Origin of the sequence: Paenibacillus sp. J23TS9 (genome assembly GCF_018403225.1) — a bacterium.
Taxonomy (GTDB): Bacteria; Bacillota; Bacilli; order Paenibacillales; family Paenibacillaceae; genus Paenibacillus_AQ.
Genome location: NZ_BOSG01000007.1, coordinates 59,311 through 82,500 on the forward strand (window position 1 = coordinate 59,311; position 23,190 = coordinate 82,500).

The window sequence follows — 23,190 nt, forward strand, 5'->3', positions numbered from 1 at the left end:
ATACTTCCCAACGTTTGAAAAGGTAAAAAATGATAATTCCTATTAAATTAATATGATTTACGCAGTCAGCCCATTCCCAGCAGGTCGGATACCAGTGATAATACCAGCAGTCCAGCCATAATTATACTCGTCCAAAGGGCTCGGCCTGATCGTGAATTTCCCGCTACGCTGCCCGTGTCAGCTTTAGCCCGTGTCTGTAAAGAGCGGTAGTACATCACAGAGCCCGCGGCAATGAGAAGAATCTCTAATAATATACTAATATAAGGCCATTTCCATAGTCCGAGACCCAGGAACGGCAATTGCCCCAGGTTCCCCGGAAATATGGGCAGATCACTGCGGTGTACCAAGAAATCAAGCAGCCAATGGCTAAATACCAGAGTGCCCATCACAACCCCACTCCGTTTACCCCAGATCTTCCAGGCGAATACACTGGCAAGAAGGGCGATAAGCAATGCTCCGACCAAGGAATGTGTATAATCCGCGTGAATAACCGATGCGCCGTATCCTCCTTCCCCGACGGGAACGATGGTCTCAACTCCAGTCAGAAGCAGAGGCACAAAAATGACATCCAGCAGCTGCGTACCAAGCATTAAAGCCCATAGCGGCGTCTCAGGCTGTCTGGATTTCACGGCTGCGGCGAGACCAAAATGTCCTGCAAACATCGTTATTCCCCCTCTTTCCGGATTGCCTGTGGAATTCGCGAATCAAGCCAACCACAGACTCCCGAGAATAAAATCACCAGTACGATAAAGCTCATATGGAGCAACTCCTTTACGGATCCGCTATCCGATTGATTTTTTCTCCCGAAAACCAAGCAGTAGAACCTCAAATGCCTCATCAAAGGTATCTGCCAGACGCTGTATTAGCTCCTCTGCCGTCTCCTCGGAATATTGATAGGTTCCCACAATACCGTGAAGCATGTAAAAATAAATACGGGTGCTGGCAAGCAGGCGCTCACTTCCATCCTTTAAGCCTGTGCAATTCCTTACTGCCTGCATCAACTGAGCGAACAGCAAATTCCTGATCTGGTTAATCTCCATTTCCGGAGAGACTTCATCCACACGAACGGATTTAATCTCAAAAAATATTCTGTACATATTTCGGTTCAACAGACAAAACCGGATAAAGAGCTGACTGATGCGTTTTAAAATCGATTCCGGTTCCCCTTCTTCCAGCAGTAAATCCCTGATCGTCTGTTGTAGTCCCAGTAATGAAGGCATGGAAAGCTGGTTCAGCAATGCCTCCTTATCCTCAAAATAAATGTAAATCGTCGTGTGTGAACAATTCGCCTCCTTCGCAATTTCGCGCATGGTTACTGCATCATATCCCCTGGCTGCAAACAGCTGGCCGGCAGCGTTCAATATATCCCGCTTGGTGTCCTCCGATCGAACATGCTTTTTTCTAGGCATTTGGGTCAGAATTTCCTTTCTTGTTCGTGAGTTAATTTAAATAACCGATGGTTATTATTGATTGTGGATATAATATAACCAATGGTTATTTATCAGTCAATGCCTTTTCACCCTAAAAATGTAAATTATTTTCACGCAAAAAAAACAGCCGCATAACGACTGCCCTAAAAAAGAATCCTGAGAGTATTGAGAGAGTTGCTGATGCCGAATTACGCAAAAATTTGCATAATTCTATCAATTGATAAGTAATCGCTTAATTTATATAAGCTTACCTTTCAAAAGTGCAGAGAAAAGCATAGCTCTTTCTTCCTAGCATTGTCAAGCGCTCGCTCTTACAAATGAAGGAAAAAACTTATTTTACCGCTTCTCGCAACGAATAGCAGCGTTTATCGTATACTATTATTGACGATCGATTGTTTACCAACTACCATGTCACTATACGAAGCTTATTTGAATTAATGGGTTACTTTATGTTAACAATCATTCCGTTATATGCAGGAGGGTGATTTAGCTTGCATTCTTCATCCAAAGAACTAGCTAACCGATATTGTGAACTTATGGATAGGCTGCCGCGTCTTATTGACTATACGGGTATTGTCCGGCAGATGAAGCTAAGCACTACTGAAGCGTTCATTCTGCAATATCTGCAAAATAACGGCAGTCAGCGCGGCACAGACATTGTGAAAGTGACAGGTCTAACGACAAGCGCTATAACGCAAATTTGCGACAAGCTGGTACAAGAAGAGCTGATTGAACGCAACCGCTCTGAAACAGACCGGCGCTACGTGAACATTACGATTACGGGCAAAGGCTCGCATGTTCTTAAACAATTGTCCGATATGAGCTCGGAACGAATTGTTGAAACGGTGGATCAATTTACAAATGAAGAGACGGACGAGCTGCTTGAGACCATTCGCCAGCTGGGCGAGTTGATCAAGTACCAGCGGAACCACCGCGAATAAATCCCGTATCGCCCTCTCATCCGCTCAGCGGACATTGTTCTCGGATTTTTCGAATATACGGCTACCCGGCAGCGGGAGCGCTAAATCATGAAAAAGAACAACATTGAAGCCAGCCTTTAAGGCTGCAGCAATGTTGTTCTTTTTGTCATATATCAGAGGATTCGGCTGCCGAATAGGGAGCCGATCAGCTCCACAGCCAGCTTCGACGTCTGATTATTCCGGTCCAGGAGCGGATTCACCTCAACAAACTCGGCAGAAGTAATCCGTCCGGATTCACTCAGGAGCTCGAGTGAAAGATGCGCCTCACGGTAGCTGAGTCCGCCTCTGACAGGTGTCCCCGTACCTGGTGCCTCAATCGGATCAACGCTGTCGATGTCAAAGCTGAGATGCACCCCATCGGTGCCGTTACCAGCGATTCGAAGTGCTTCAAGCACCACCTTCTCAATACCGAGACGGTCAATTTCATGCATCGTAAAACAGGTCAGCCCGGTGGAACGGATCAGTGCTTTCTCATCCCGATCCAAATCTCTGGCTCCAATAATCACACAGTTTTCGGGTTTTAAGGGTACTGCGCCTTCCACGATCTGCCTCAGCTTGATATGAGAAAGTCCCAGACCGACCGCAAGGGAAATGCCATGCATGTTCCCTGATGGACTTGTCAATTCCGTATTCAAATCCGAGTGCGCATCGACCCAGATCACGCCCATATTGCTGTAATGCCGCGTTAATCCGGCCAAAGACCCCATCGCAATACTGTGATCGCCACCCAGAACCAGCGGAATATGTCCGGCAGCCACAGTCTCGTAGGCAGCCTCTCCAAGCTGGCCGGACACGGCCAATACTTCCTCGAAATGCTTCATTTTGGTTCCCGCCTGGGAATGGACACCATCTGGAAGGCGGATGCATTGATCCGCCTCAACTTCATATCCAAGACCCTGCAGCTTTTTCACCAGGCCGAATTTTAATATGCTATCCGGACCGTTCTCGCTTCCGGGCCGCCCTGCGCCTAACCCAAACGGTACCCGGATGATTGAAATGGATTGCTGAACCATTCTTCTTCAAGCCTCCCCTTGACTGGCAAACACCTCTTCAATCCGGCTCAGAGCAAAGTTCAGCTCCTCTTCCGTGATGACCAGAGGCGGCGCCAGCCGAATGGTCGTCTCATGCGTTTCCTTACACAGAAGTCCAATCCTTGCCAGTGCTTCGCAGTATGGCCTTGCAGGCACTGAGAGCCGGATCCCGATCAATAGGCCGCGTCCGCGGACCGAAACAATATCGGGATGTCTGATGGATGTAAGCTTTTTCATAAAATAACGCCCAAGCTCCTCAGACCGCTCCACCAGTCTTTCCTCCTCCATGACATCCAGTGCCGCCAGCGCCACTGCACAGGCCAACGGATTCCCCCCGAAGGTGGAGCCATGCGAGCCTGGTTCAAATACATTCATGATTGCATCATCCGCGGCAACCGCCGAAATTGGAATCACACCGCCTCCAAGCGCCTTGCCCAGGATGTACACATCCGGCACTACAGCCTCCCAATCACAGGCGAATTTTTTGCCCGTACGTCCAAAGCCCGTCTGGATCTCATCTGCAATAAACAGCACGCGCTGCTGGCGGCAAAGCTCATAAGCCTCGGATAAAAACCGCTCCGGAGGTATGATAATCCCCGCCTCTCCCTGCACCGGCTCCACCAGAAAAGCAGCCGTATCCGGCGTAATCGCAGCCCGGAGCGCTTCAAGATCACCATATGGAACACTTTTGAACCCCGGCGTAAACGGACCGAAATCCTGTTTGTATGCCCCTTCCGTTGAGAAAGACGTAATGGTTAATGTCCGTCCATGAAAATTGCCATCGCAGACAATGATCTCCGCACGGTTCTCCTCCACTCCTTTGACCCGGTAAGCCCAGCGCCTCGCCATTTTCAGTGCAGTTTCCACCGCTTCCGCCCCGGAGTTCATCGCAAGAATTTTGTCTTTTCCGGCAAATTCCGCAAGCCTTCGCACAAACTGTGCAAGCACCTCACTATGAAACGCTCTTGAGGTCAGCGTCACTTTTTCCGCCTGCTCTTTCAGCGCCTGTATGATCTTGGGGTGCCGGTGACCGTGATTCAACGCGGAATATGCGCTCAGCATATCAAGATAACGACGGCCTCCCGCATCCTCGACCCATACCCCTTCAGCCCTCTCGATGACAATCGGGAGCGGAAGGTAATTACTCGCGCTGTATCTCTCCATCATTTGCAGAACTTGTTCCGTTGTGGCCATAGCTGCACATCCCATCATGTTAACTTTTCACCTTGCTACGTTCCTATCTTATTGGCGAAAACCCCATTTCATGATTTGTGAATTTTTGTACATAAAAAACCAGCAAAAAGCACCGTCTTCCTCCGCTTGCCGCATGAAGAAGACCGGTGCTCTTTGATTCAAACACTATAAACGGGAATTCACCCCGCCAAAAAATTATTTTTTGGACTCCAGCGTTTCCAGGTACTCGGATATCTCGGCCGGTGTCTTCGCGAATTTGCTGTGCAAATGGGCTAGCTTCTCACCGTTCTTGTATACCAGAAGACTCGGAATTCCGCGCACATCGTTTTTGCTGGTGATATCCTCGAACTGCTCCACATCCATGGCATAGAATTCTTTATCCGAATGCTTCGTCATGATGTCCGGCAGAAATTTGTCCAGCGTCTTGCAGTCCGGACACCAGGTTGCGTCATATTTAATGACGGTTAGTCCGTCTCGGTTGATCAAATCCTCGTATTGCTTTTCCGTTTGAATACGTTCCATCTCTGTTATCCCCTTTACCCGTCATCTTTGGCGGCTTCCTAGAGAAGCTTGGGTTTCGGAATGCAATGACTTGCATCACACCCGAACCGTTATCTTATTTTAGCCGTTTATGACATGGTTTGCAAAAGGATTACATGGAATGCATTTCATGACCGGAAGATGACGGCTCGCCTGCGGAAGGACTGTGGCCCAACCAGGCGGCAACGCACAAGATGACTACCGGAAGCACTATATAAATCATCCAGAAGGAAGTACGGACAGGTGCTGCCGGCAAAGCGCTCCTGATTTCTCTGACAGAGCTCACAGCCGCCACCGGCTCCCCTTCTCGATGCTTGCGGTCAAGTATCAGGTAAATGACCAGCGCAGTGACCGCAATAAACATGGCATCCATGATGAACAGCATGACATCCCACTGCCGCTTCGGGATCATATCTCCCAGCATCGCACCATGCACGCCACCCATGATACCTCCTCCAATCCCTTCTATAACGGCCAGCAGACTTAGGGGTCTACCGATCAGATAGCCGATCAGGAAGCAAAAGAGGATCGATATCCCGGTGGACACCACCAGGTTCTGTGCAAACAGCATGCCGAGAATGACGCCAATCGTCAAATTCGACATGAGCCCTGTCGTCATCGCCACTACCATACCAGTCATGTTCGTCAAAATATGACGGTTGAGTTGAACGAACATAATGCATAGCACCGTATAAATGAAGACAATCAATATACTTATGTTCAACAGCATTCTCATGGCCCCTTTCGCCCGGGTGCTGCAGTTAAACCGCCAAGATCGCTTTCCATAACTGTCCGCTGCAGCTGCGGCGCCTTCCCTTCCGCTCTCTGAAGCTTATTCAGCAGATCTTATCTTTATGCTGATAACTCGTAAAAGCATAAAAGGAAAGCCCCGCTTTTTAAGCGGCCGCTCTCCTCGTTTCATACGTTACGGATATATTTTCTCCCCGTTTTCGAGCATGCGGACGAACTCATCCACTTTTCTTTTGCGGGTTTCAGGCTTCTTCGCATTTTTGATCCGGAACGTGATCGCAAATTTATTTTGGCTGTTCAAGGTCTCATAAAATGCCTTCGCGTCCGGATGCTCGACAAAAGCGGCCTCCAATTCCTCCGGCAGTGTGCTACGGCTTTGAGATTCATACGCCGCTTCCCAGCGACCGTTGCTTCTTGCCGTCTCGACCGCCTGAAGTCCCGCGGGCTTCATCCGCCCTTCCTCCGTCAAACGCTGGACCTTTCCCCGGTTCACCTGTGACCAGATACTGTCTTTCCCCCGGGGTCCAAAGCGCTGAATCCAGCTCTTTTCATCCAGCTTTTCCTTGCGGCTGTCAATCCAGCCGTAGCAAATCGCGCTGTCCAGCGCTTCGTCATAGCTCACGGAATCAAATCCCGAATTCTTCTTGGCAATCTGCAGCCTGACACCCTTTGAAAGATGATGATTCTGCTCCAGCCAAGCCTCCCAGTCAGACTGACTCTCACATAACAACAGCGGCCATTCCGCTTGTCCTTCCGCTTTCTTCATCCTCACACGACTCCCTTCCTTAGGTACAGTTCTACCTTTTTCCGCTCCCTTTCATACTAATTACCAGTTTAATCCTTATATATTATCGCCTTCAAGACTTATAAGGTTAAAAAGCAAAAAAAGAGCCTCCGCCATTCGATCCGAATTGCGGGACTCTCTTTGAATGTTCGCCAGTTGCCAGCGAAAAATCTATTTTTCAAAAACGATGCTGTAGAACGCTTCTGTCCACGGCTGCCGATTTAGCACCTTAAAACCCATTCCCTCCAAAACACGCGTCATTTCGCTGGAGGAAATACGATGGTTCTGTGGCGGCCCACTTTCTGTTTCGACATGCTCCCATTCAATGCACAGCGCACGACCACCCTTTTTCAAGACACGCTGGATTTCCCGGAGTCCCTGCTCCGGCGGATCCACCTCATGAAGCACCATGGAACAGATGACGGCATCCACCTTCTCATCCTCCATCGGGATATGCTCCGCTTCGCCCTGGATGATCTCAATACGGCCGGTCTTCTGCTCCTCCATGCGGCTTTTCAAATATTCCAGCATTGCGGACTGGGCATCTAGCGCGTACACGATGCCGCTGGTTCTCTCCACAGCCGGAAAGGTAAAGTATCCACCGCCTGCTCCCACATCCAGAATATCCTCACTACCTGTTAAACCGAGCAGATCCAGAAGCTGCTCCGGCGGAAGATTCTTTCTTCGCTCGGGGTTGTCCAGCTTGGCAATCCGTGCCGGGTCAAAACGTTTATCGTTCATCGATTCTTCCTCCTCATCGGTACATGCTGTGCAGACCATTTCATTCTAGCATTCCTGATAAAAGAGGAGCAAACCAGCGAGCAATTAACCAATAGTCATCAGCTCGTTGTAAAGCCTTATGGTCTCCGCTTCCGGTTTTGTTTCCAGCTCAGCCCCGATGAGAGAAACAAAGCTCAGGTACTCGCTGGCGACCGCCGCTTGATTCCCCTGCGCATGATAAACCCTCATAATGCTCTGGCATATCTCATCTGAGTAAGGCTCTTTCATCTTTAATGAAAGCAGCCGCTGCAGTGCCTGGCGTTCTCTTCCTATCTGCGTCTCATATGCCGCCGCTGCGATTGAACAGTGAATATATCTGCGCAGCAGTTCTTCCCGCACGGGCTTGGCCCAAAAATAATCATGCTCTTCCAGGTAATCCCCTTGATATAGGTTCAACGTCTGTTCGAGCTGCTGCCATTCCTGCTCCGAGGTTACCGGTCCGATTTGGCTGCTGTGCATGAACAGGTCCACGTCTGTTGTAAATCCAGTCCGCAGCAAGCGGTAGCTGTCATGTGCGAATTCAATCAGAGCCCTAACGCCCCACTGTTTCAGTATCTTCCGTACCTGATAAACAGAGGTGTGCAGCTGTGTCGTTGCCTTATCCAGTTTAAGCTGGGGCCACAGCGTCTCCAGAATAGTATCCTTCGTTACCCACCGACCCTGCTGATGAAGTAAAAAAGCGAACAATTCCTGCGCTTTTTGCGTTCTCCATTTCAGCAAGCTGCCTGCCGCAACGTTATCGCCAAGCAATAAACGCTTGAAACATATGACCATGGATTCTGCAGGGACCTGTACACCCGTCTGCTCCTGTGTTATTTTCAGCTGTGATTCGATACGGCTTACCGTCTTGGCGAACCTCACCGGATCGACAGGTTTTAACAAATAATCCAGGGCATTAAGCTCAAAAGCCTCAATCGCATAATGGTTGTATGCCGTCACGAACACAATCTGAAGATCCGGAATCATCGCCATCAGCTTTTCCCCTGCCTCCAAACCGTTCATGCCCGGCATTTCAATATCCAAAAAGACGACATCCGCCTGGTTCTCCGCCACATGCTCCAGGCCCGATCCAATACGAGTAAATTTACCGCATATCTCCAGCCGGCCATCCGCATGAATCAACCTTTCCAGCTGAAGCAGTGCCGGGTTCTCATCGTCAATCAGAACAGCCTTCAATACGTTTTGCACCCCTTCATAATGATTTGCCTCCAAGCTTCCCTTTTGGTACGTCAAAGCGAACTGTTGTCCCTCTGCCAGGGCTGCTCTCAACGATCAAACCTTTTCCGTACAACGTCAGCATCCGGGTGTGTATATTACGGAGTCCGACACCGCTTTCCGGTGAATCTGCTGCAAGCAGCTTCCATGCCAGCTCCTGATCCATGCCCACACCATTATCCGACACGGAAATACATATCCTGCTATCGTCCTCCTGTATGGAAATCCGTACCGTTCCTCCCGCTTCCCGCTGCATGATACCATGTCGTACCGCATTCTCGACGATCGGTTGTATGCTTAGCTGAGGAATGAATCCGCTCAGCTCCGCCTCAATCTCATAAACAATCTCCAGTCTTTCTTCAAAGCGCGCCTTTTCGAGGGTCAGATAGGAATGAACCAATGCAAGCTCCTTATATATGGTCGTCAGCTGCTCCCGATTCTGAAAGTCAAAGCTGCTCCGCAAATAATGACTGAGCTCAAGGAGCAGGCTGGTCGTTTTTTCCGGATCAACGGGAAGCAGAGAAATAATCGTATTCAATGCATTAAACAGAAAATGCGGCTTGATTTGCGCCTGCAAAAACGCCATTTCAGCCGAAATGGTCCTGCGTACCGATTTGCGAAGCTCAATCAAATTCCGAACCCGGGCCCGCAGCTCGTCTGCGTCCACCGGCTTGCGCAGAAAATCATTGGCTCCTGCCTGAAGGCCAATCCGTACATCCTCCGGCAATCCGCGTGCCGTCAGAATCAGAACGGGCATTTCAAACGGCGAAAATTGCTGCCTCACGGCTCTGCACAGCTCGATTCCGGACATTCCCGGCATCATCCAGTCCGTAATCACCAGATCTATGGACTGGCCGGAACGAATCTGTTCCAGGGCATCAGCGCCATTATCTGCAGAGATCAGCCTGCAGTTCTCCACGGACAGAAGCCCCCGCAGCGCCTGTAAATTGACCGGATCGTCATCCACCAGCAGCACGGTTGTGCTGGTTTCTTGCACCAGATCATCCGCATTCACGAATTCTTCATCTATTCCATTATCGGATAATTCCTTCCGAATACTTACACCCGGCATTCCCTCTCCGCTACTAACAGTATCCGAAACAGGAAGCGTAAAGTGGAACGCCGAGCCGCTTCCCGGCTCAGATTCCACCCAAATCGACCCACCGCCAAGCTCCACCAGCTTCTTGGATATGCTGAGGCCAAGTCCCGTGCCGCTGTACTCTCTCTCAGAAGTTGCACCGACTTGTTCATAGGATTTGAATATATCCTGCAGTCGCTCAGGTGCAATCCCAATGCCCGTGTCAGTCACTGTCACCTGAACGATGTTTCCACTGCCAAGCGTCTTGGCATCAATTCGGATGACACCCGCAGACGTGAACTTCACGGCATTTCCAAGCAAATTATATAGAATTTGCCGAAGACGTTCTTCATCCATATCCAGCAAAGGAAGATTCTCCGGCCAATGCTCCTCGAACCGGATAGGCTTGTTCCCCGCTATATACAGCGTAATTTCCATCACCGACCGGGTTACTGCCTTCAAATCGACCGGCTGGCGGTTCAGCACGATCTCGCCGTTCTTCAGCTTGCTGAAATCCAAAATATCATTAATGAGTACAGACAGGCGCCTTCCGGTCGATACGATCATGGACAGGTCTCTGGCCTGCTTCATATTAAGCTGCCCGGAAGCTCCCTCTACGAGCGACTGGGCGATATTCACGATGCCATGGAGCGGGGTACGCAGCTCATGCGATGTATTAGCCATGAACTCATCCTTTAAACCATCCAGCGTCAGCAGCTTCAGTGACAGCTGCTCCACCTCCGCGAACGCCCTGGAGAAACGCCGTGATAACAGCATTGCTTGAGTGAGGACGAACAGAATCAATTCGTACGGCACAAGATTGAGACTGGTATACAAGCCCATCAGGGAAAGCACGTTGACCACGATGACGAGGATGATACTCAGCATTCCGATCAGCATCAGTCCCGCATCCTTGGACCGCCTCTTCATCCCCCGGATCATGGCAAATGCGATATAGCCGACTGCCGTCAGCGAGTATACAATTAAAAGCGGGCTTATCTTTGAAAAAATAAGCGGCGGAAGGAAAATCGCCATAAGGACGGCGACGAGTGTAGCGGCGTCGCAGATGCGCAGAACCAGCCGCGGGATGCTTCTTGGCACCGCCAAGGCGACATATCGGAGCAAAAAGAAATAAATGAGCGCCGAAGAAAACAGCTGCGTTTTCAAAAACCATTCATAGTCCAGCGAAGGCCATAAGTTGCCTAGCAGCTTCTCCCCGTGCATCAACACGTATATCAGGGCAGACAGGCAAAAAAGTCCGAGATACAGCATGGAAGGTTCTTTTTTGTGAAGCCTGTTTAATACCAGCAGATACAGCGCCGGAATCAAAAAGCCTGCGCCAGACATCAAATCGATGAATATATCCAGCTCCCGGCTCCTCATGATCGATGCCTTGTCACCGAACACGATCGGGGTGAAGATCCCCCCGGAAGCGTATGAATGATTTGATACCTGGACGATGATTTCCGCTTCATTTCCGGACACGCTCGCAAATCCGGCATAGGGGATGTTGTCGGGCTCTTCTTGGCCGGCGCTTACGCCCGGCTTTCCGCTTGCCCCAGCCTCCTGTCCGTTCAAAAATATCCGGTTGGCCGTCCGGATATTGCCGGAGCGGATTCCATAGATGGCATTTTCCCCATCCTTTAAACGAATCCGCAGACGGAACGTGGCATACCCTTCAGCGTTATCCCGCCGGTCTTCACCAATATAGTCATTCCAGCTTCCCGGCAAAGTCACCATTTCTGTCATTTGAGGAAGAGACCACGCTGCGGATGTGCCAGACGGATGAAAGTCCTGGGGAGTCAGCAGCTGGCTGCGGTAAAACTCCCATTCACCGGTCAGTTGAACGGTTCCATTCTGGGCAAAGTCCCAGGCACTCAGGTCTATTTGGCCTTGGATCGCATCCGGTTCCTCACCAAAGTTAAGGAACCATCGAGTTATCACATAGATCGGCACAATGATCACGAGGAAAATTCCCGTCAGGATGATCAAGCCTTGTTTTTTCATATATAACCCCTTTAATTAAGCCATTTATGACATAAATGGTTAGTAGCATAAAATGGTAAGCACTAGCTGTTATATAATGGAACCATGCGCATGTCAATACAGTAATAAAAAAAGACCCTCAGAGGGTCCCTTTCATTCGAGTATTGAAGGCTGATGATGACGTTATGGCTGCGGGCCGGCGCACTTACGATTACATTTCGGAATCCTGATTTCCCTGCTGCTCCTGGCATTCAAAGCATTCAAGCGTCTGATCCTCCTGCACAGTCCCGTTCAGAAACCCGTTCTCGCAATAAATCGCTTTGCCGCAGCTGCGGCAGCTGCCAATATACTCCTGCATGACACGCCTCCAGTTCATTTTCGAGGTAAGTACATATTTATGAGTCAACTCTATGGTATCAGGATCATATGGAAGCACAAGTAAAAAGCGGGTGGTCTCCCAAATTGGAAAACCACCCGCTTTTCTGCCTGTTCTTTTAGTCAGTATGCCTGCAAACTATCGTCTTCTGACTCGTCCGAAAATAAGCGATACGATGAACAGAATGAGGAAAATAAAGAACAGTACCTTGGCAATTCCGACTGCAGCGGACACGATTCCAAAGAACCCGAAAATCCCCGCCACGACAGCGATAATCAAAAATAGTATAGCCCAACCTAACATATTAATCACCCTTTTCTTAACGTCGTATTGTTTGATACTTACTTGTAACCGATCTGCTGCCGCTTGAACCTCGAATGAAAAAATTGTAAAAAGGTCTCCATGACGGGCTTCAAAATACTTACGGCATTTTATTTAAATATATCCATACCTCAGATCCTTATTCTTGTAAATACTTCCATTTCATACTATTGTAAATATATGGAGGGATGATGCATGGATGTAAATACCGGGCCCGCGATCCAGAATGATGACAGTCCTTATACTGCCGCCGAAATGGAACATACAGAACTGAAGCCGAATTACCGTGTTGATCTTCGTTCGCACACTTCTCTGGAATACCAGAAGTTTATTTCCTTGAATCCGGTGAATGACTGGTCTCTTCTAACCTGGAAAGATGTCGGCAAGCCTTATGAAGTCAAAAGCGTAGCTCATGACCGTAAAGTATGGGAGCAGGAGCATGGTACCACCATGGATACCCATACGGCTTGGACACACTTCAATCAGTCCTTTCACCAGTGGTTTATCAAAGACGTACCCGCCGAGATGGATAAAGAAAAGGATGAATTTTTCAATGCATTGAAAGCGTTTAACTTACGTCAAATTCGTGAGGGACTGGGTGATATTGTCCGCATTCATCTATGGAACTATGTGCACCGCATTCAAGATGGTGTATGGGATCCACGGGGCAAACGGGCTTTATTCGAGGGGCTGGATGTACAAAAGCCGCGGATTTTATTCCTTGGCGCAGCAGAGGGCTATGAAGCGATGCAGCTTGCAGCCATGTATCCGGGAGCAGAAGTGGTTATGGCGGACTATGATGAATACTGCCGTACCACACGCTTCGCAGAATTCCCGGAAGCTTATCCCTTTCTCGGGGATAATCCTCGAACCAACAGCCCGCAAGTATACTACAAACAAGATTTCAACATTGAGTATGTGGTCAGTGATATTCGCAAGCTCCCCTATGGCCGGGAATTCGATATTGTTCTGTCCGTCGGGCTGCTGGAGCATTTTCCTGATGAAATCAAACCCGAGGTTGTCGATTGGCACCGGCGTTTTTTGAAGCCCGGAGGTTATGCCATCATGACGACTCCAAGAAACCAGCTGAGATCCCGGCTTTTCTACCAAATCATGGCCAATGTAATGAACCATACGTACCGCGAATTGATGACGGTTCAGCAGATGGGGCTATACATTTACGAGAATGGTTTTGATATCCACAGGCATGGATACATCAAGGTTCATAACGGTGTCGTGGCAAAGATGCGGTAAGTTTTGGCGTATTGCAGCTGCGGCCCTTACATCGACTGTCCGGCATCCACCGTGATGATCTGCCCGGTTAGGGCCTCCTGCTCCAATACGCCACAAATCATATGGGCAATATCCTCAGGTAATGCAGTCTTTCCCAGCAAAAGGCTGCCCGCCAACTGCTCCATCTGCTGCTCCCGTCCCTCCCACCACCGGGTTAACACTGCTCCGGGAGCAACGCAGTTGACACGAATATGCGGCGAGAGAGATTTCGCCAGGGAACGGGTCAGCCCGTGGACGGCCGCTTTGGAAACTGCGTAAGGCAGCGATGAACCGGAGCCGGTGATTCCGGCAATGCTGCCGACGTTGACGACCGCTCCCTGCTTTTGCTTGAGCATATAAGGCGCGACGGCTCTTGCAGCATAAAACATGCCCTTGACATTAATTTGGAACAGTTCGTCCCAAGCGTCATCCGTCACGGAATCCAGATCCCCCATAGGAATATGGCGGGTTACACTGGCATTGTTGACTAGCAGATCTATGCTTCCCCATTCTCCCGCAAGTGTATCTACCATGGTCAGCACCTCCTGTTCCCGGGATACATCCGCTTGAATCGCAAGCGCATGTCCGCCCTGGGCTTGAATCATCCGGACCGTTTCCTCGGCCTCATCCACCGATCGTGAATAATTAACAGCAACTGCCGCCCCACGCTCTGCCAGAGCCAGCGATACCGCTCTCCCTATTCCTGTGCCTCCGCCTGTAACCAATACTTTTTTATCCCGCAATTCCATTTGCAATCCTCTCCTTTTCTATTTACGAGTCTGCCAAAATCGTCTCATTCAAGCTCTCTTTCTTCCGCGGCCAGCTGCGCAGTCCCGTTACCAAACGACCAGTTTTCCTGCATGTTTTCCATCAAAATGATCATGACATCCTGGGGCCGGACACCTGCTTTCTCTGCGAGCAGCCCCGCGATCCGGGCATATAACGCCTGTTTCTTCCGCGTAGTGCGTCCTTCCTTCATCGTGATTTGAATAAAAATCTGCTGCTCCGATCTGGATATATTCATGTATTCCTTATCGTATAAAAGTTCCCCGGACGCGTGCGTGGTAATTACCTGGAAATAATCGTCCTTAGGCACATCAATGGTTTCCACCATAGCCTGGTGAATGGAACGGCTGAGAATAGACAGTTCTTCCTGCGACTTTCCTTGATGCAGATCTATTCGTACAAATGGCATTGGGCATAACGCCTCCCTGTTTTTTCTTTTGCCGGCAATGCCATTGTATCTGATTCATATCTATCTGTATAATTGAATTAACCGAATACTTTATTCATATTTATTGAACTATAGGAGGATACATGGATCTTAAAGCGGTCAAAACCTTTCACCGGATCGTTGCCCTCGGAGGCTTCAACCGGGCTGCGGAAGAGCTCAACTACGCACAGTCTACCGTCACTATGCAGGTACAGAAGCTTGAAGCTGAGCTTGGCATGCGGCTGATCGAGCGGGGAAAAGCCTTTCAACTGACGGAAGCTGGACGCCTCTTCCTTGAACAGAGCGCCCATATCGTCAGAGATATTGAGCAACTGCAAGACACCATGACAGAGCTTGTAGCCGGGGAAGCCGGGCATATTCGTCTTGGCGTTGTCGAACCGATCGCCAGCTACCGGCTGCCGGTTATCCTCGCCGATTTCCTGCGTGTATACCCCAATATCCACGTATCTATTAGCATTGCAAGTTCCCCTGTATTAATCCAACAGCTTCAGCATGGTGGGCTCGATATGGCCATATGCTCCCCGCCGCTGCTGGGAACGGGATTATACTTTGAACCGCTGCTTACGGAGCATTTTGCCGTGCTGCTGCCTGAGAGTCATCCTTTGACCCGTAAGACAACCATTACCATTCAGGATTTACGGAGTCACCGGCTGCTTATTACGGCGGCAGACTGCCCGTACCGCCGGAAGCTGGAGATGATTTTGCAGGAGCCAGGCGGGTCTCCACTAGATACCCTGGAGATCGGCAGCATGTCTGCTTTAAAATTCTATGTCCAGAGCGGAATAGGTGCGGCTCTCGTTCCATTATCGGTGCTTCGGCCTGAACCAGGTGGTACCGTCATCCGGCCGTTAGAAGGTAATGAGGTTGATATGACCTGCGGCTTATTGTGCAGAGAACCCGATTACCCGCCCAGACTTGCGGCCGGCAAGCTGTACACCATTTTAAAAGAGAATCTCCCGGACCGCAGCCCGCATACGGCAGGCACCATGTAGAAACAATACGAAGAAGCCCAAGGCCAAAACGGCCTCGGGCTCTTTTTTCCCCCTAATCATACACGGTCAAAATGCTAATTTACACTGACCTCCACCGGATCGGAGTTGATTCTGCTGCCTACCGCCCGGATGACGAACTGATACTTATCAGATGCATTGATGTTATTAACCGTGAAGCTATAGTCTGTTTTCCCTGACTCGGCGGCAATGTGTACATTCCAGTAGGTTTTGATCTTGCCGTTCTTCTCGTAAATGCGGAAGCCCCTTACAGGTTCGCTGCTCGAAGATGGTGTTTTCCACGAAATAACGGCTTTGCTGCCGCTGACCTGGACTTTAGCGCTTTCGACCTTGGCTGGCTTGGTATCCGTCCGCTTGATGCCATATTGGTCATAGAGCTTAACGCCGTTATCGCCGGATTTCTCGTCTTTTTTGGCCGCAGTATACGCTTTAATCTGCAGTACATCACTCGAAACAGACACATCGGTAAACATCTTTTTACCCGGCTGGGTATCTATCGCTGCGAAGTAATCGTTATAACCCGGATATTTGGTGTAAAACTTATCCCCGAACGCATTGGACATCAGATAGATCGTCCCCTTCGGATTCACGGCGTTGCCCTGCGCGTCCACCGTGATTTGGCTGGTCGGTATTACTTTGTCGCCAAGCATCTGAAACGATCTCATGTACATATGGTCATGGGCTTCAAACACCATGTCGATGCCCATTTCATCAAAGGCGGGAACAAGAACCTTTTTATAAAACTGAACGCGGTCGTTCTCCCATTCTCCCGCATTATCCCCTGCCGAATACGGCCCTTTGTGGAAGGTGACGAATTTCCATTTGGCATTGCTCTTCGCGACGATGTATTTCATCCACTCCACTTGATCCGCGAACTGCTGATCCTGTTTCTTGATATCTTTGCCATTGCTCGCGAGTTCCCCCGCATACTGTGAGTTGAAGACCAGAAACAGTGCTTCTCCATACTCAAATGAATATACGGAACCATCATGCGTGCTTGCTACAACCTGCTTCGGCAGATTGAAATGATTATAGAAGTTAGAGTTCGGCGTCGTCTCGTCACCATCATAATCCTGAACTTCATGTCCGCCGACGACCGGAACGATCGGAACATTCAGCAGCTGATCCTGCGGAAGTCCAAGCATCCACTGCCACTGTTCCTCGAGATCACCGTTATCGACAAGATCCCCCGCGTTAATCAGAAACATCGGATCGCCGATCGTCTGAACGGCTTTCTTGAAGGTATCAGCCCATGGCTCAAAATCTGTTTTGCTGGAAGCCTGTGAGTCCGAACCTGCGATAAAATGGAATGGCTGGCTGCCGGATGCATCGGTTGTGAAGCTTCCTGCCGCGCTCCAGCTGTCCGGTGCTCCGCTCCCAACCCGGTATTTGTATGCTGTTCCCGGAGATAATCCGGATGCCGTAACTTTGTGGCTGTAAAATTTCTTTTTCTTCTTGGCTGTACGGTCCGCCTTCGTCACATAGGTCTGAATTTCCTCCACGGTACCTTGGAATGTCAGTGCTTCATTTTCAGGAAAACCGCTTCCCGAAGACTTCGATGCCTCTACGACCTGAACGACGGATGCTGCCGTCACATCGGTGTACCATGCGAATGAGCGGCTGGTTTTGGTATCCCCATTCAGCGTCATATTGATCAGCTTCGGCACGGAAGGTGTTCCCTGGGTATTTTGAATGGCAAAGCTCCAGGAAATATCCTGGGTCAGCGGAATTTGATCATCCCTGCCCTTGATTAGTCCCTTGGGAATCTTGACCGTATAGGTCTGGCCGTTTACAAAAGACGGATGCTTAATATTGAGCGTGTTGCTATTGATGATTTCGGCGGTCACCGATCCGAGAGCCGTATTATTTTTGTCCACGATACTTACACTGTAGCCTGAATTCAGGGTGATTGGCTTATTGAACGTTACCGTTACAGGCGCCGTCGGCAGCACATTACTTTCGCCGGAATTAGGTGTTTTGGATAGCTCTGCCGTTGGCGTTTCTACCGGTTCTCCGCCTCCCTGCTTAACCATTCCTGATACACGAATATCCTTGATGAGGCTTGATCCTGTGCTTCCAATCCCTTGCGTGCCCTTGGTGTTAGTATTCGAGCTGACAATCCAGCGGATATAAAGCGTGTTCTGATCATTCGCGCTCGCCGGAAGGGGAATCTCTGACAGCTTGCATGTATTGCCTGAGCAGCTGAAGCTGGACAATGCCATCTTGAGCGTCGTGCCCGGCACGTCATTCCAGTTCTGGTTATCACTGCTGATCTGCACTTTAAAATCACGCGGTCCGGTTCCGGAAGAAGTCTGCTGCGAAGATAGCGTTATATTTTCATAACCTTTGGTCGTTACGCTTGCAAGCCAATACTTCGTTGCGTTCCCGCTATCCCAGCCCTGATAACTGACCGAATGCTGGCTGCTGTCGTAATCCTCGAAATATCCGCCTACATTCCGGAAGCTCGATGCCGATTTAAACATTCCGTTGGTAGCTGGAAAAACGCCGCTGCTGCCCGAGTTTGCAAAAATCCATTCGGCGAGCAGAGACTTTTCCTGCACCGCATCTGCCATACTCCGGGTGGTAACCTCTACCGGACTGCTCGGAGCCGATTCATTCCCTGCAGCATCCAATGCCGTCACCGTATAGCGGTACGTTGTACCGGCAGAGAGTCCTGAATCTGTATAGGTCAGCGTATTTGCGCTTCCGATCTTTACGTTGTCCCGATAAATGCCGTAGCTTGTTACCCCTGTATTATCCGTCGAAGTTGCCCATGTCAATTGAACTCCGCCATTCGAAACATCTGCCGCCAGAGAACCCGGTATGCTTGGGGCATCCGTACCGGATGGCGGAGGCGTCGTTTCTTTGGGTTCCCCCTTCACTGTAATGCTGATCAACTGACTTGCCTGCTCCTCCGCGAATGTCTTCCCCTGAACCGGGAACACAAGCATCATGACAGCAAGCATCAAGCATAGAATCCGTTTTCCCATTTTTCCCGACAGTTTACCCATGCATATCTCCTTCCGTTAGCGCAATAATTAAAACGCTTTAACTTTCGAACAAAACATAGTGAACGACAGCCGGCCTGCCATACCCTGTTAAATATACGGAAGGTGCTCTGCAAACAGAACTCAAAAAAATGGAATGTGATGGAAAAAAACGAAAAGAACCGGATGCGGCATGCCGCTCCGGCGGACTCATTTTATTTGATCTCACGAATAACCTGCTCGATTCCTTTACGGATGTCCGGTTCTTTTACACTGGATACCGTCAATCGCAGGATATGGTCCCTCTCAAAATACGGCAGGTAGCAAGCATTCGCTGTTTCAGTCCTGACGTGTTTTTTCTCCAGCCGTTTGATGATTGATCCCGCATTCACGCCATCATGCAGTTTCAAAAACGTATGCACGCCAAGCTGACCAGGAGTCTGGTAGATAAAAGGCTTGTCCGCTGCGACATCCCTGTTCTTTACGATACATTCATGCAGCAGTGCGGACCTCTTGCCATAACAGGAACGCAGCTTTTTGCGGTGACGCTCAAACATGCCGCTTTTCAAATACAGCTCCAGCGCAGCCTGGGACAGCATCGAGCTGTCAATGTCCATCAGCCGTTTGAACTGGAGGAATGACTCCCGCAGGACATCCGGCAGGACGGCCACCCCGACCCGGAGACCCGGGAATATAATTTTGGAATAGCTTTTCAGGTATATCACATGGCCGGAGCGATCATAAGCATATATCGGATCTTCCTTTGCATCCTGCTCCAGATCAGCCATATAATCATCCTCCACGATGTACACATCATACTTAGCCGCGAGTAAGGCGATGGCCTTTTTCTGAGAGCGGTCGAGAGAAGTTCCCAAGGGGTTATGGAATCGGGGTACCGTGTAGAACCACTTGATCTCCCCTGTTTTGAAAATCCGCTCCAGCTCCCCTAAATCTATGCCGTCAGCCGTGCGGTGAAGTCCTTCTGCTTCAATGCCGTACACCTTCAAATAATCCACCAAAAGGTGATACCCCGGTTGCTCGATTAATACACGCTGCCTGCCGTTTGGAAAAGGAATCTGGGCTAACACGCTGAGCGCCTGCTGCACACCCGAGGTAATAAAGATCTGCCGGGAATCTGCAAAAACCTGGTATGATGCCAGCTGCCGCTGCATTTCGCGAATGAGTGACGGAAGGCCCTGCGGCGTACCGTAGATAAACAGATCGTTGCGGTACATATCGATCGCTTTGTTGATACAATGCTGAAAATCCAGATACGGAAAAATATCCGGATCCGGTGCGGATACGGTGAAATCGATCCAGTGAGCACCTTCTTCTTGGCGCTGGACGCTGCGCTTCATAACATAATATCCGCTTTTCGGCGATGCATAGATCAGATGCTTCTCCTTAAGGTCCTCCAACGCCCGGATGACGGTGCTTTTGCTGCAATCATACCGGGATGCCAAAGCCCTGATGGATGGCAGCTTGTCTCCCTCCCGGCAGCTTTCGCCGGCAATCTGCGTTTCCAAGTCATTGATGATATCGTCATACTTAAACATGCCCTCATACGCCTCCTTCCGCTTCATCTGTACCGGTACAGATCAACATTCCTTTTATTGTAGCACAGACGCTTCCGGCTTAGAATAAAGAAAACGTCGCTCGATGCATGTTCAAAAAACAAGCTCCAATAGCAGAAATTTTTCTTGCGATGATAGGACCGGTCCTTCCACAGCGCGCAAACTTAGGGAGGTCATTGTATGAAACTCACACTTAATCAAAAAGCCATTACGGCAGTGGTCATCAATGCGATCATCGTTGGCTTTTCACCGATATTCGTCAAACAGTCGCTCATCTTTGCCGATCCGCTGGATTCACTGGCACACCGCTTTACGATTTCCTTTCTTGCAGCTTCCTTGTTTGCCTTTCCGGGATGGGCCCATCTGAAGGCAATGCGGAAAGAAATCTTCACCGTCGTTCCGCTGGCACTCCTGAATCCGTCGCTCTTTTTCGCTCTGCAGGCATTCGGTCTGCTGCATGCTTCCTCAGCGGTTGCAGGTATTGTACAGGCAACGGTTCCCGTCTTCACGATGATTCTCGCAGCTCTTTTCCTGAAGGAGAATGCCAGCATGGGTCAGCGGCTCTTCACCCTTCTGTCCGTATCTGGAGTCATATTGGTATTCGCCGTTCCCGGCGTAGGCTCTTCGTCCACCAGCTTACTGGGTGTCACGCTGATTCTCCTATCCGCCTTGTCTCTGGCCGGATACACAACCTTGGCCCGTAAGCTCACGCGGATTATGCGTCCCAAGGATTTGACCTATATGATGATTCTATTCGGCTTTGTCGTCTTCAACATCATTGCACTCTGCAAGCATGGTTACGCGGGCACGGTTGACTCCTATTTCACGCCTCTGCAAGAGCCTGCGTTTATCATGGATATGGTCTTTCTGGGTGTGCTGTCCTTCCTGTTGACCTCCTTTTTATCCAATTATGCACTGTCGATCCTCGAAGCCTCGAAAGTCAGCGTATTTGCAGGTTTATCCACTGTGGTAACCATTGCCGGCGGCGTGCTGCTGCTGAATGAACAGCTGGGCTGGTACCATTGGGCCGGGGCAGCCATGATTGCGGCCGGGGTCACAGGCGTCAATCTTTCAAGCAAAAAGCTCCCGGCGGTCAAAACGCAGGAGTCTGTGAAAGCTTGATAAACATGGAAGCACAAATAAAGCCCCGGTGCCTACCCGGGGCTTTATTTCAAGTTTTAACGAAGCACTGCCTCTTCCTCTTCAGCAGCTTCACCCATGAATTTCAAGATGAACAGAGGTATTCGCCTGCTTTCCGCTGAGCAGTTCCGTAAACTCCGCCATCCAGCATAATCCTCTGCTTCTTCTTTCAGCTGAGACAAGCTCTCTCTTAATCTTGACTCTCCTTTACAGCAGTTCTCCCTTTCTCTTCAAAAAAACATACAGCAGCAAGCTGGTGAAGGCACATATGATCGCGCACAGTCCGATAAACGCATATCCTGCCTGCAGACCGCGTAAAAGGCCCAGCTGAGCATCTGCCATGTAAAATCTTTTGACTCCGTCGGTAATAGCACCGATCAGATAGTTTCCGATGACACTGCCTATTCCCATCATCGTAACGATAAAGGTGATGGCCGTATCGCTTTCGTTGGGGTACCGTTTTGCAATGACAGCCATAACCGTCGGATAGATGGGTGCGATTCCGATCCCTGCCAGTGCGAAGAAAATAGCTCCCTGTTCTCCGGATACAATCGCAATGCCCGTGCAAATGCCTGAAAATCCCGACAAAATGATCAGGGAGAGCGTAAAGCCAATTTTATCTGTAATCGGCCCAAGCAGCAGCCGTGCGAGCGAAAAGCATAAAAAGAAAATGGACAGCATGCCTGAAGCCGCGGTCGTATTCCAGTGGTAGGCCTTTTCCAGGAAGTTGACCAGCCATCCGCCTACCGACATCTCCGATACGACGCCAAAAGACAGGATCAGGACAATCAGCCACAAGCCGCGGTCCCGGATCAGAGAAGACAGCGGTGCCCGATGTTCAGCTGATATCTCATCACCGGCAAATCGGCTGAAGAACGCCGGGAACATCGGTATCACCGCCAAAGCGAGCATAATCAGATACATCTCGCGCCACTCCACCGTGTGACCGAATAATGTAACGCTCATCAGTCCCGATGCAATGATCGGGGCCACGGTTGAGCTGAGTCCGTAGAAAAAATGTGCCAGATTCATCATCGTTCCCGTGTTCCGCACGAATATCCGGGCGCCCAGAATCGCGAGCGCGATCTCCAGCATCCCGTTACCGATATACATCAAAAAGTAAGAGGCCGAAAACAGCGAATAGCTCTTCGAGAGATAGATCAATATTCCGGAAATCACCATACCGCCAAAAGCCATCAGACTGACGCTTTTAATGCCCAGCTTGCGGGTCAAAAAGGCAGTGAAGGAGCAGGCAAGGAGATATCCCAGAGAGTTCAGGGACAGCAGTGTCCCGAGCTGCATCTCATCGATGCCAAAATCCGCCTGGATCCTTGGAATGGCCGGGCCCTTAATATTTTCTGAGAAACCGAAAATGATGAATCCAATGAAAACAGTTGCCAATTGTAGAGCGTAATTGCGGTTGAATCTCCTTTTAGGCTGCACTTGAAGGCTCATCTCATGGTCCCCTTGCTATGTAATTACAGCACCGTCACAGCCCGGTCGCAGCC

The 23,190-nt window shown here is 49.9% G+C and carries 21 protein-coding genes; 4 read left to right on the forward strand and 17 right to left on the reverse strand.

Translation table 11 applies throughout. From position 1 onward, the window contains the following. Positions 1–65 precede the first annotated feature (65 nt). Together KJS65_RS27730 and KJS65_RS27735 are read right to left on the reverse strand one after the other, a co-directional pair. On the reverse strand, positions 66–662 hold the full coding sequence (locus KJS65_RS27730) for a metal-dependent hydrolase (protein WP_213653058.1): 597 nt from the start codon (positions 660–662) through the stop codon (positions 66–68). 120 nt (positions 663–782) lie between these two features. Continuing rightward, positions 783–1,409, reverse strand: coding sequence for a TetR/AcrR family transcriptional regulator (locus tag KJS65_RS27735; RefSeq protein ID WP_213653059.1), 627 nt, complete (start codon positions 1,407–1,409; stop codon positions 783–785). 512 nt (positions 1,410–1,921) lie between these two features. Here KJS65_RS27735 and KJS65_RS27740 point away from each other — a divergent pair. Next, complete coding sequence (locus KJS65_RS27740; RefSeq protein WP_213653060.1) at positions 1,922–2,371, forward strand: MarR family winged helix-turn-helix transcriptional regulator; 450 nt, start codon at positions 1,922–1,924, stop codon at positions 2,369–2,371. A gap of 152 nt (positions 2,372–2,523) precedes the next feature. Here KJS65_RS27740 and rocF read toward each other — a convergent pair whose 3' ends face one another. The 10 genes from rocF to KJS65_RS27790 all read right to left on the reverse strand — a co-directional run bounded on the left by rocF (position 2,524) and on the right by KJS65_RS27790 (position 12,447). Further along, positions 2,524–3,423, reverse strand: coding sequence for an arginase (gene rocF, locus KJS65_RS27745; protein ID WP_213653061.1), 900 nt, complete (start codon positions 3,421–3,423; stop codon positions 2,524–2,526). Between the two features lie 6 nt (positions 3,424–3,429). After that, the gene (locus tag KJS65_RS27750) at positions 3,430–4,635 is read right to left on the reverse strand and encodes an ornithine--oxo-acid transaminase (RefSeq protein ID WP_213653062.1); all 1,206 of its coding nucleotides are present in this window, start codon (positions 4,633–4,635) and stop codon (positions 3,430–3,432) included. 195 nt (positions 4,636–4,830) lie between these two features. Then, entirely contained in the window at positions 4,831–5,157 is a 327-nt protein-coding gene (locus KJS65_RS27755) for a thioredoxin family protein (RefSeq protein ID WP_213653063.1), read from the reverse strand. A gap of 130 nt (positions 5,158–5,287) precedes the next feature. Continuing rightward, a complete protein-coding gene (locus tag KJS65_RS27760) occupies positions 5,288–5,905 on the reverse strand; it encodes a hypothetical protein (RefSeq protein ID WP_213653064.1) in 618 nt (205 codons plus the stop codon). A 195-nt stretch (positions 5,906–6,100) separates the two neighbouring features. Beyond that, entirely contained in the window at positions 6,101–6,691 is a 591-nt protein-coding gene (locus KJS65_RS27765; protein WP_213653065.1) for a YdeI/OmpD-associated family protein, read from the reverse strand. Positions 6,692–6,880: 189 nt separating this feature from the next. Next, positions 6,881–7,450 carry a class I SAM-dependent methyltransferase gene (locus tag KJS65_RS27770; protein WP_213653066.1) on the reverse strand — a complete coding sequence of 190 codons (570 nt, stop codon included), beginning with the start codon at positions 7,448–7,450 and terminating at the stop codon, positions 6,881–6,883. Positions 7,451–7,534: 84 nt separating this feature from the next. Continuing rightward, entirely contained in the window at positions 7,535–8,758 is a 1,224-nt protein-coding gene (locus tag KJS65_RS27775; protein WP_244864899.1) for a response regulator, read from the reverse strand. Next, complete coding sequence (locus tag KJS65_RS27780; RefSeq protein WP_213653068.1) at positions 8,682–11,789, reverse strand: hybrid sensor histidine kinase/response regulator; 3,108 nt, start codon at positions 11,787–11,789, stop codon at positions 8,682–8,684. The genes KJS65_RS27775 and KJS65_RS27780 overlap by 77 nt, the downstream gene beginning before the upstream one ends. Positions 11,790–11,979: 190 nt before the next feature. Further along, entirely contained in the window at positions 11,980–12,126 is a 147-nt protein-coding gene (locus KJS65_RS27785) for a hypothetical protein (protein WP_213653069.1), read from the reverse strand. Between the two features lie 156 nt (positions 12,127–12,282). Next, positions 12,283–12,447, reverse strand: coding sequence for a DUF1328 domain-containing protein (locus KJS65_RS27790; RefSeq protein ID WP_136609071.1), 165 nt, complete (start codon positions 12,445–12,447; stop codon positions 12,283–12,285). Positions 12,448–12,660: 213 nt separating this feature from the next. On the opposite strand from KJS65_RS27790, the gene KJS65_RS27795 reads away from it, so the two are divergent. Further along, complete coding sequence (locus KJS65_RS27795) at positions 12,661–13,719, forward strand: class I SAM-dependent methyltransferase (RefSeq protein WP_213653070.1); 1,059 nt, start codon at positions 12,661–12,663, stop codon at positions 13,717–13,719. Between the two features lie 26 nt (positions 13,720–13,745). On the opposite strand, the gene KJS65_RS27800 is transcribed toward KJS65_RS27795, so the two are convergent. Together KJS65_RS27800 and KJS65_RS27805 are read right to left on the reverse strand one after the other, a co-directional pair. Next, positions 13,746–14,486, reverse strand: a complete 741-nt coding sequence (locus tag KJS65_RS27800; RefSeq protein ID WP_213653071.1) for an SDR family NAD(P)-dependent oxidoreductase — start codon at positions 14,484–14,486, stop codon at positions 13,746–13,748. A gap of 44 nt (positions 14,487–14,530) precedes the next feature. Further along, positions 14,531–14,932 carry a tautomerase family protein gene (locus KJS65_RS27805; RefSeq protein WP_213653072.1) on the reverse strand — a complete coding sequence of 134 codons (402 nt, stop codon included), beginning with the start codon at positions 14,930–14,932 and terminating at the stop codon, positions 14,531–14,533. A 122-nt stretch (positions 14,933–15,054) separates the two neighbouring features. On the opposite strand from KJS65_RS27805, the gene KJS65_RS27810 reads away from it, so the two are divergent. Further along, the gene (locus KJS65_RS27810; protein ID WP_213653073.1) at positions 15,055–15,963 is read left to right on the forward strand and encodes a LysR family transcriptional regulator; all 909 of its coding nucleotides are present in this window, start codon (positions 15,055–15,057) and stop codon (positions 15,961–15,963) included. 74 nt (positions 15,964–16,037) lie between these two features. On the opposite strand, the gene KJS65_RS27815 is transcribed toward KJS65_RS27810, so the two are convergent. Both KJS65_RS27815 and KJS65_RS27820 read right to left on the reverse strand, forming a co-directional pair. Then, positions 16,038–18,992: a fibronectin type III domain-containing protein gene (locus tag KJS65_RS27815; protein WP_244864900.1), complete on the reverse strand. Its 2,955-nt coding sequence runs from the start codon at positions 18,990–18,992 to the stop codon at positions 16,038–16,040. Positions 18,993–19,183: 191 nt separating this feature from the next. Then, the gene (locus tag KJS65_RS27820) at positions 19,184–20,524 is read right to left on the reverse strand and encodes an aminotransferase-like domain-containing protein (RefSeq protein WP_213653074.1); all 1,341 of its coding nucleotides are present in this window, start codon (positions 20,522–20,524) and stop codon (positions 19,184–19,186) included. A 198-nt stretch (positions 20,525–20,722) separates the two neighbouring features. Between KJS65_RS27820 and KJS65_RS27825 the strand changes: the two genes are divergently transcribed. Beyond that, the gene (locus tag KJS65_RS27825; protein ID WP_213653075.1) at positions 20,723–21,664 is read left to right on the forward strand and encodes a DMT family transporter; all 942 of its coding nucleotides are present in this window, start codon (positions 20,723–20,725) and stop codon (positions 21,662–21,664) included. Between the two features lie 225 nt (positions 21,665–21,889). On the opposite strand, the gene KJS65_RS27830 is transcribed toward KJS65_RS27825, so the two are convergent. After that, positions 21,890–23,137: an MFS transporter gene (locus KJS65_RS27830; protein WP_213653076.1), complete on the reverse strand. Its 1,248-nt coding sequence runs from the start codon at positions 23,135–23,137 to the stop codon at positions 21,890–21,892. Positions 23,138–23,190 lie beyond the last annotated feature (53 nt).

Excerpts from the sequence above, each read along its gene's own strand:
- KJS65_RS27730 (WP_213653058.1), bottom strand. The coding sequence starts at position 662 with ATGTTTGCAGGACATTTTGGTCTCGCCGCAGCCGTGAAATCCAGACAG.
- KJS65_RS27735 (WP_213653059.1), bottom strand. The coding sequence starts at position 1,409 with ATGCCTAGAAAAAAGCATGTTCGATCGGAGGACACCAAGCGGGATATA.
- rocF (WP_213653061.1), bottom strand. The coding sequence starts at position 3,423 with ATGGTTCAGCAATCCATTTCAATCATCCGGGTACCGTTTGGGTTAGGC.
- KJS65_RS27750 (WP_213653062.1), bottom strand. The coding sequence starts at position 4,635 with ATGGCCACAACGGAACAAGTTCTGCAAATGATGGAGAGATACAGCGCG.
- KJS65_RS27755 (WP_213653063.1), bottom strand. The coding sequence starts at position 5,157 with ATGGAACGTATTCAAACGGAAAAGCAATACGAGGATTTGATCAACCGA.
- KJS65_RS27760 (WP_213653064.1), bottom strand. The coding sequence starts at position 5,905 with ATGCTGTTGAACATAAGTATATTGATTGTCTTCATTTATACGGTGCTA.
- KJS65_RS27765 (WP_213653065.1), bottom strand. The coding sequence starts at position 6,691 with ATGAAGAAAGCGGAAGGACAAGCGGAATGGCCGCTGTTGTTATGTGAG.
- KJS65_RS27770 (WP_213653066.1), bottom strand. The coding sequence starts at position 7,450 with ATGAACGATAAACGTTTTGACCCGGCACGGATTGCCAAGCTGGACAAC.
- KJS65_RS27780 (WP_213653068.1), bottom strand. The coding sequence starts at position 11,789 with ATGAAAAAACAAGGCTTGATCATCCTGACGGGAATTTTCCTCGTGATC.
- KJS65_RS27785 (WP_213653069.1), bottom strand. The coding sequence starts at position 12,126 with ATGCAGGAGTATATTGGCAGCTGCCGCAGCTGCGGCAAAGCGATTTAT.
- KJS65_RS27790 (WP_136609071.1), bottom strand. The coding sequence starts at position 12,447 with ATGTTAGGTTGGGCTATACTATTTTTGATTATCGCTGTCGTGGCGGGG.
- KJS65_RS27795 (WP_213653070.1), top strand. The coding sequence starts at position 12,661 with ATGGATGTAAATACCGGGCCCGCGATCCAGAATGATGACAGTCCTTAT.
- KJS65_RS27800 (WP_213653071.1), bottom strand. The coding sequence starts at position 14,486 with ATGGAATTGCGGGATAAAAAAGTATTGGTTACAGGCGGAGGCACAGGA.
- KJS65_RS27805 (WP_213653072.1), bottom strand. The coding sequence starts at position 14,932 with ATGCCATTTGTACGAATAGATCTGCATCAAGGAAAGTCGCAGGAAGAA.
- KJS65_RS27810 (WP_213653073.1), top strand. The coding sequence starts at position 15,055 with ATGGATCTTAAAGCGGTCAAAACCTTTCACCGGATCGTTGCCCTCGGA.
- KJS65_RS27815 (WP_244864900.1), bottom strand. The coding sequence starts at position 18,992 with ATGGGTAAACTGTCGGGAAAAATGGGAAAACGGATTCTATGCTTGATG.
- KJS65_RS27820 (WP_213653074.1), bottom strand. The coding sequence starts at position 20,524 with ATGTTTAAGTATGACGATATCATCAATGACTTGGAAACGCAGATTGCC.
- KJS65_RS27825 (WP_213653075.1), top strand. The coding sequence starts at position 20,723 with ATGAAACTCACACTTAATCAAAAAGCCATTACGGCAGTGGTCATCAAT.
- KJS65_RS27830 (WP_213653076.1), bottom strand. The coding sequence starts at position 23,137 with ATGAGCCTTCAAGTGCAGCCTAAAAGGAGATTCAACCGCAATTACGCT.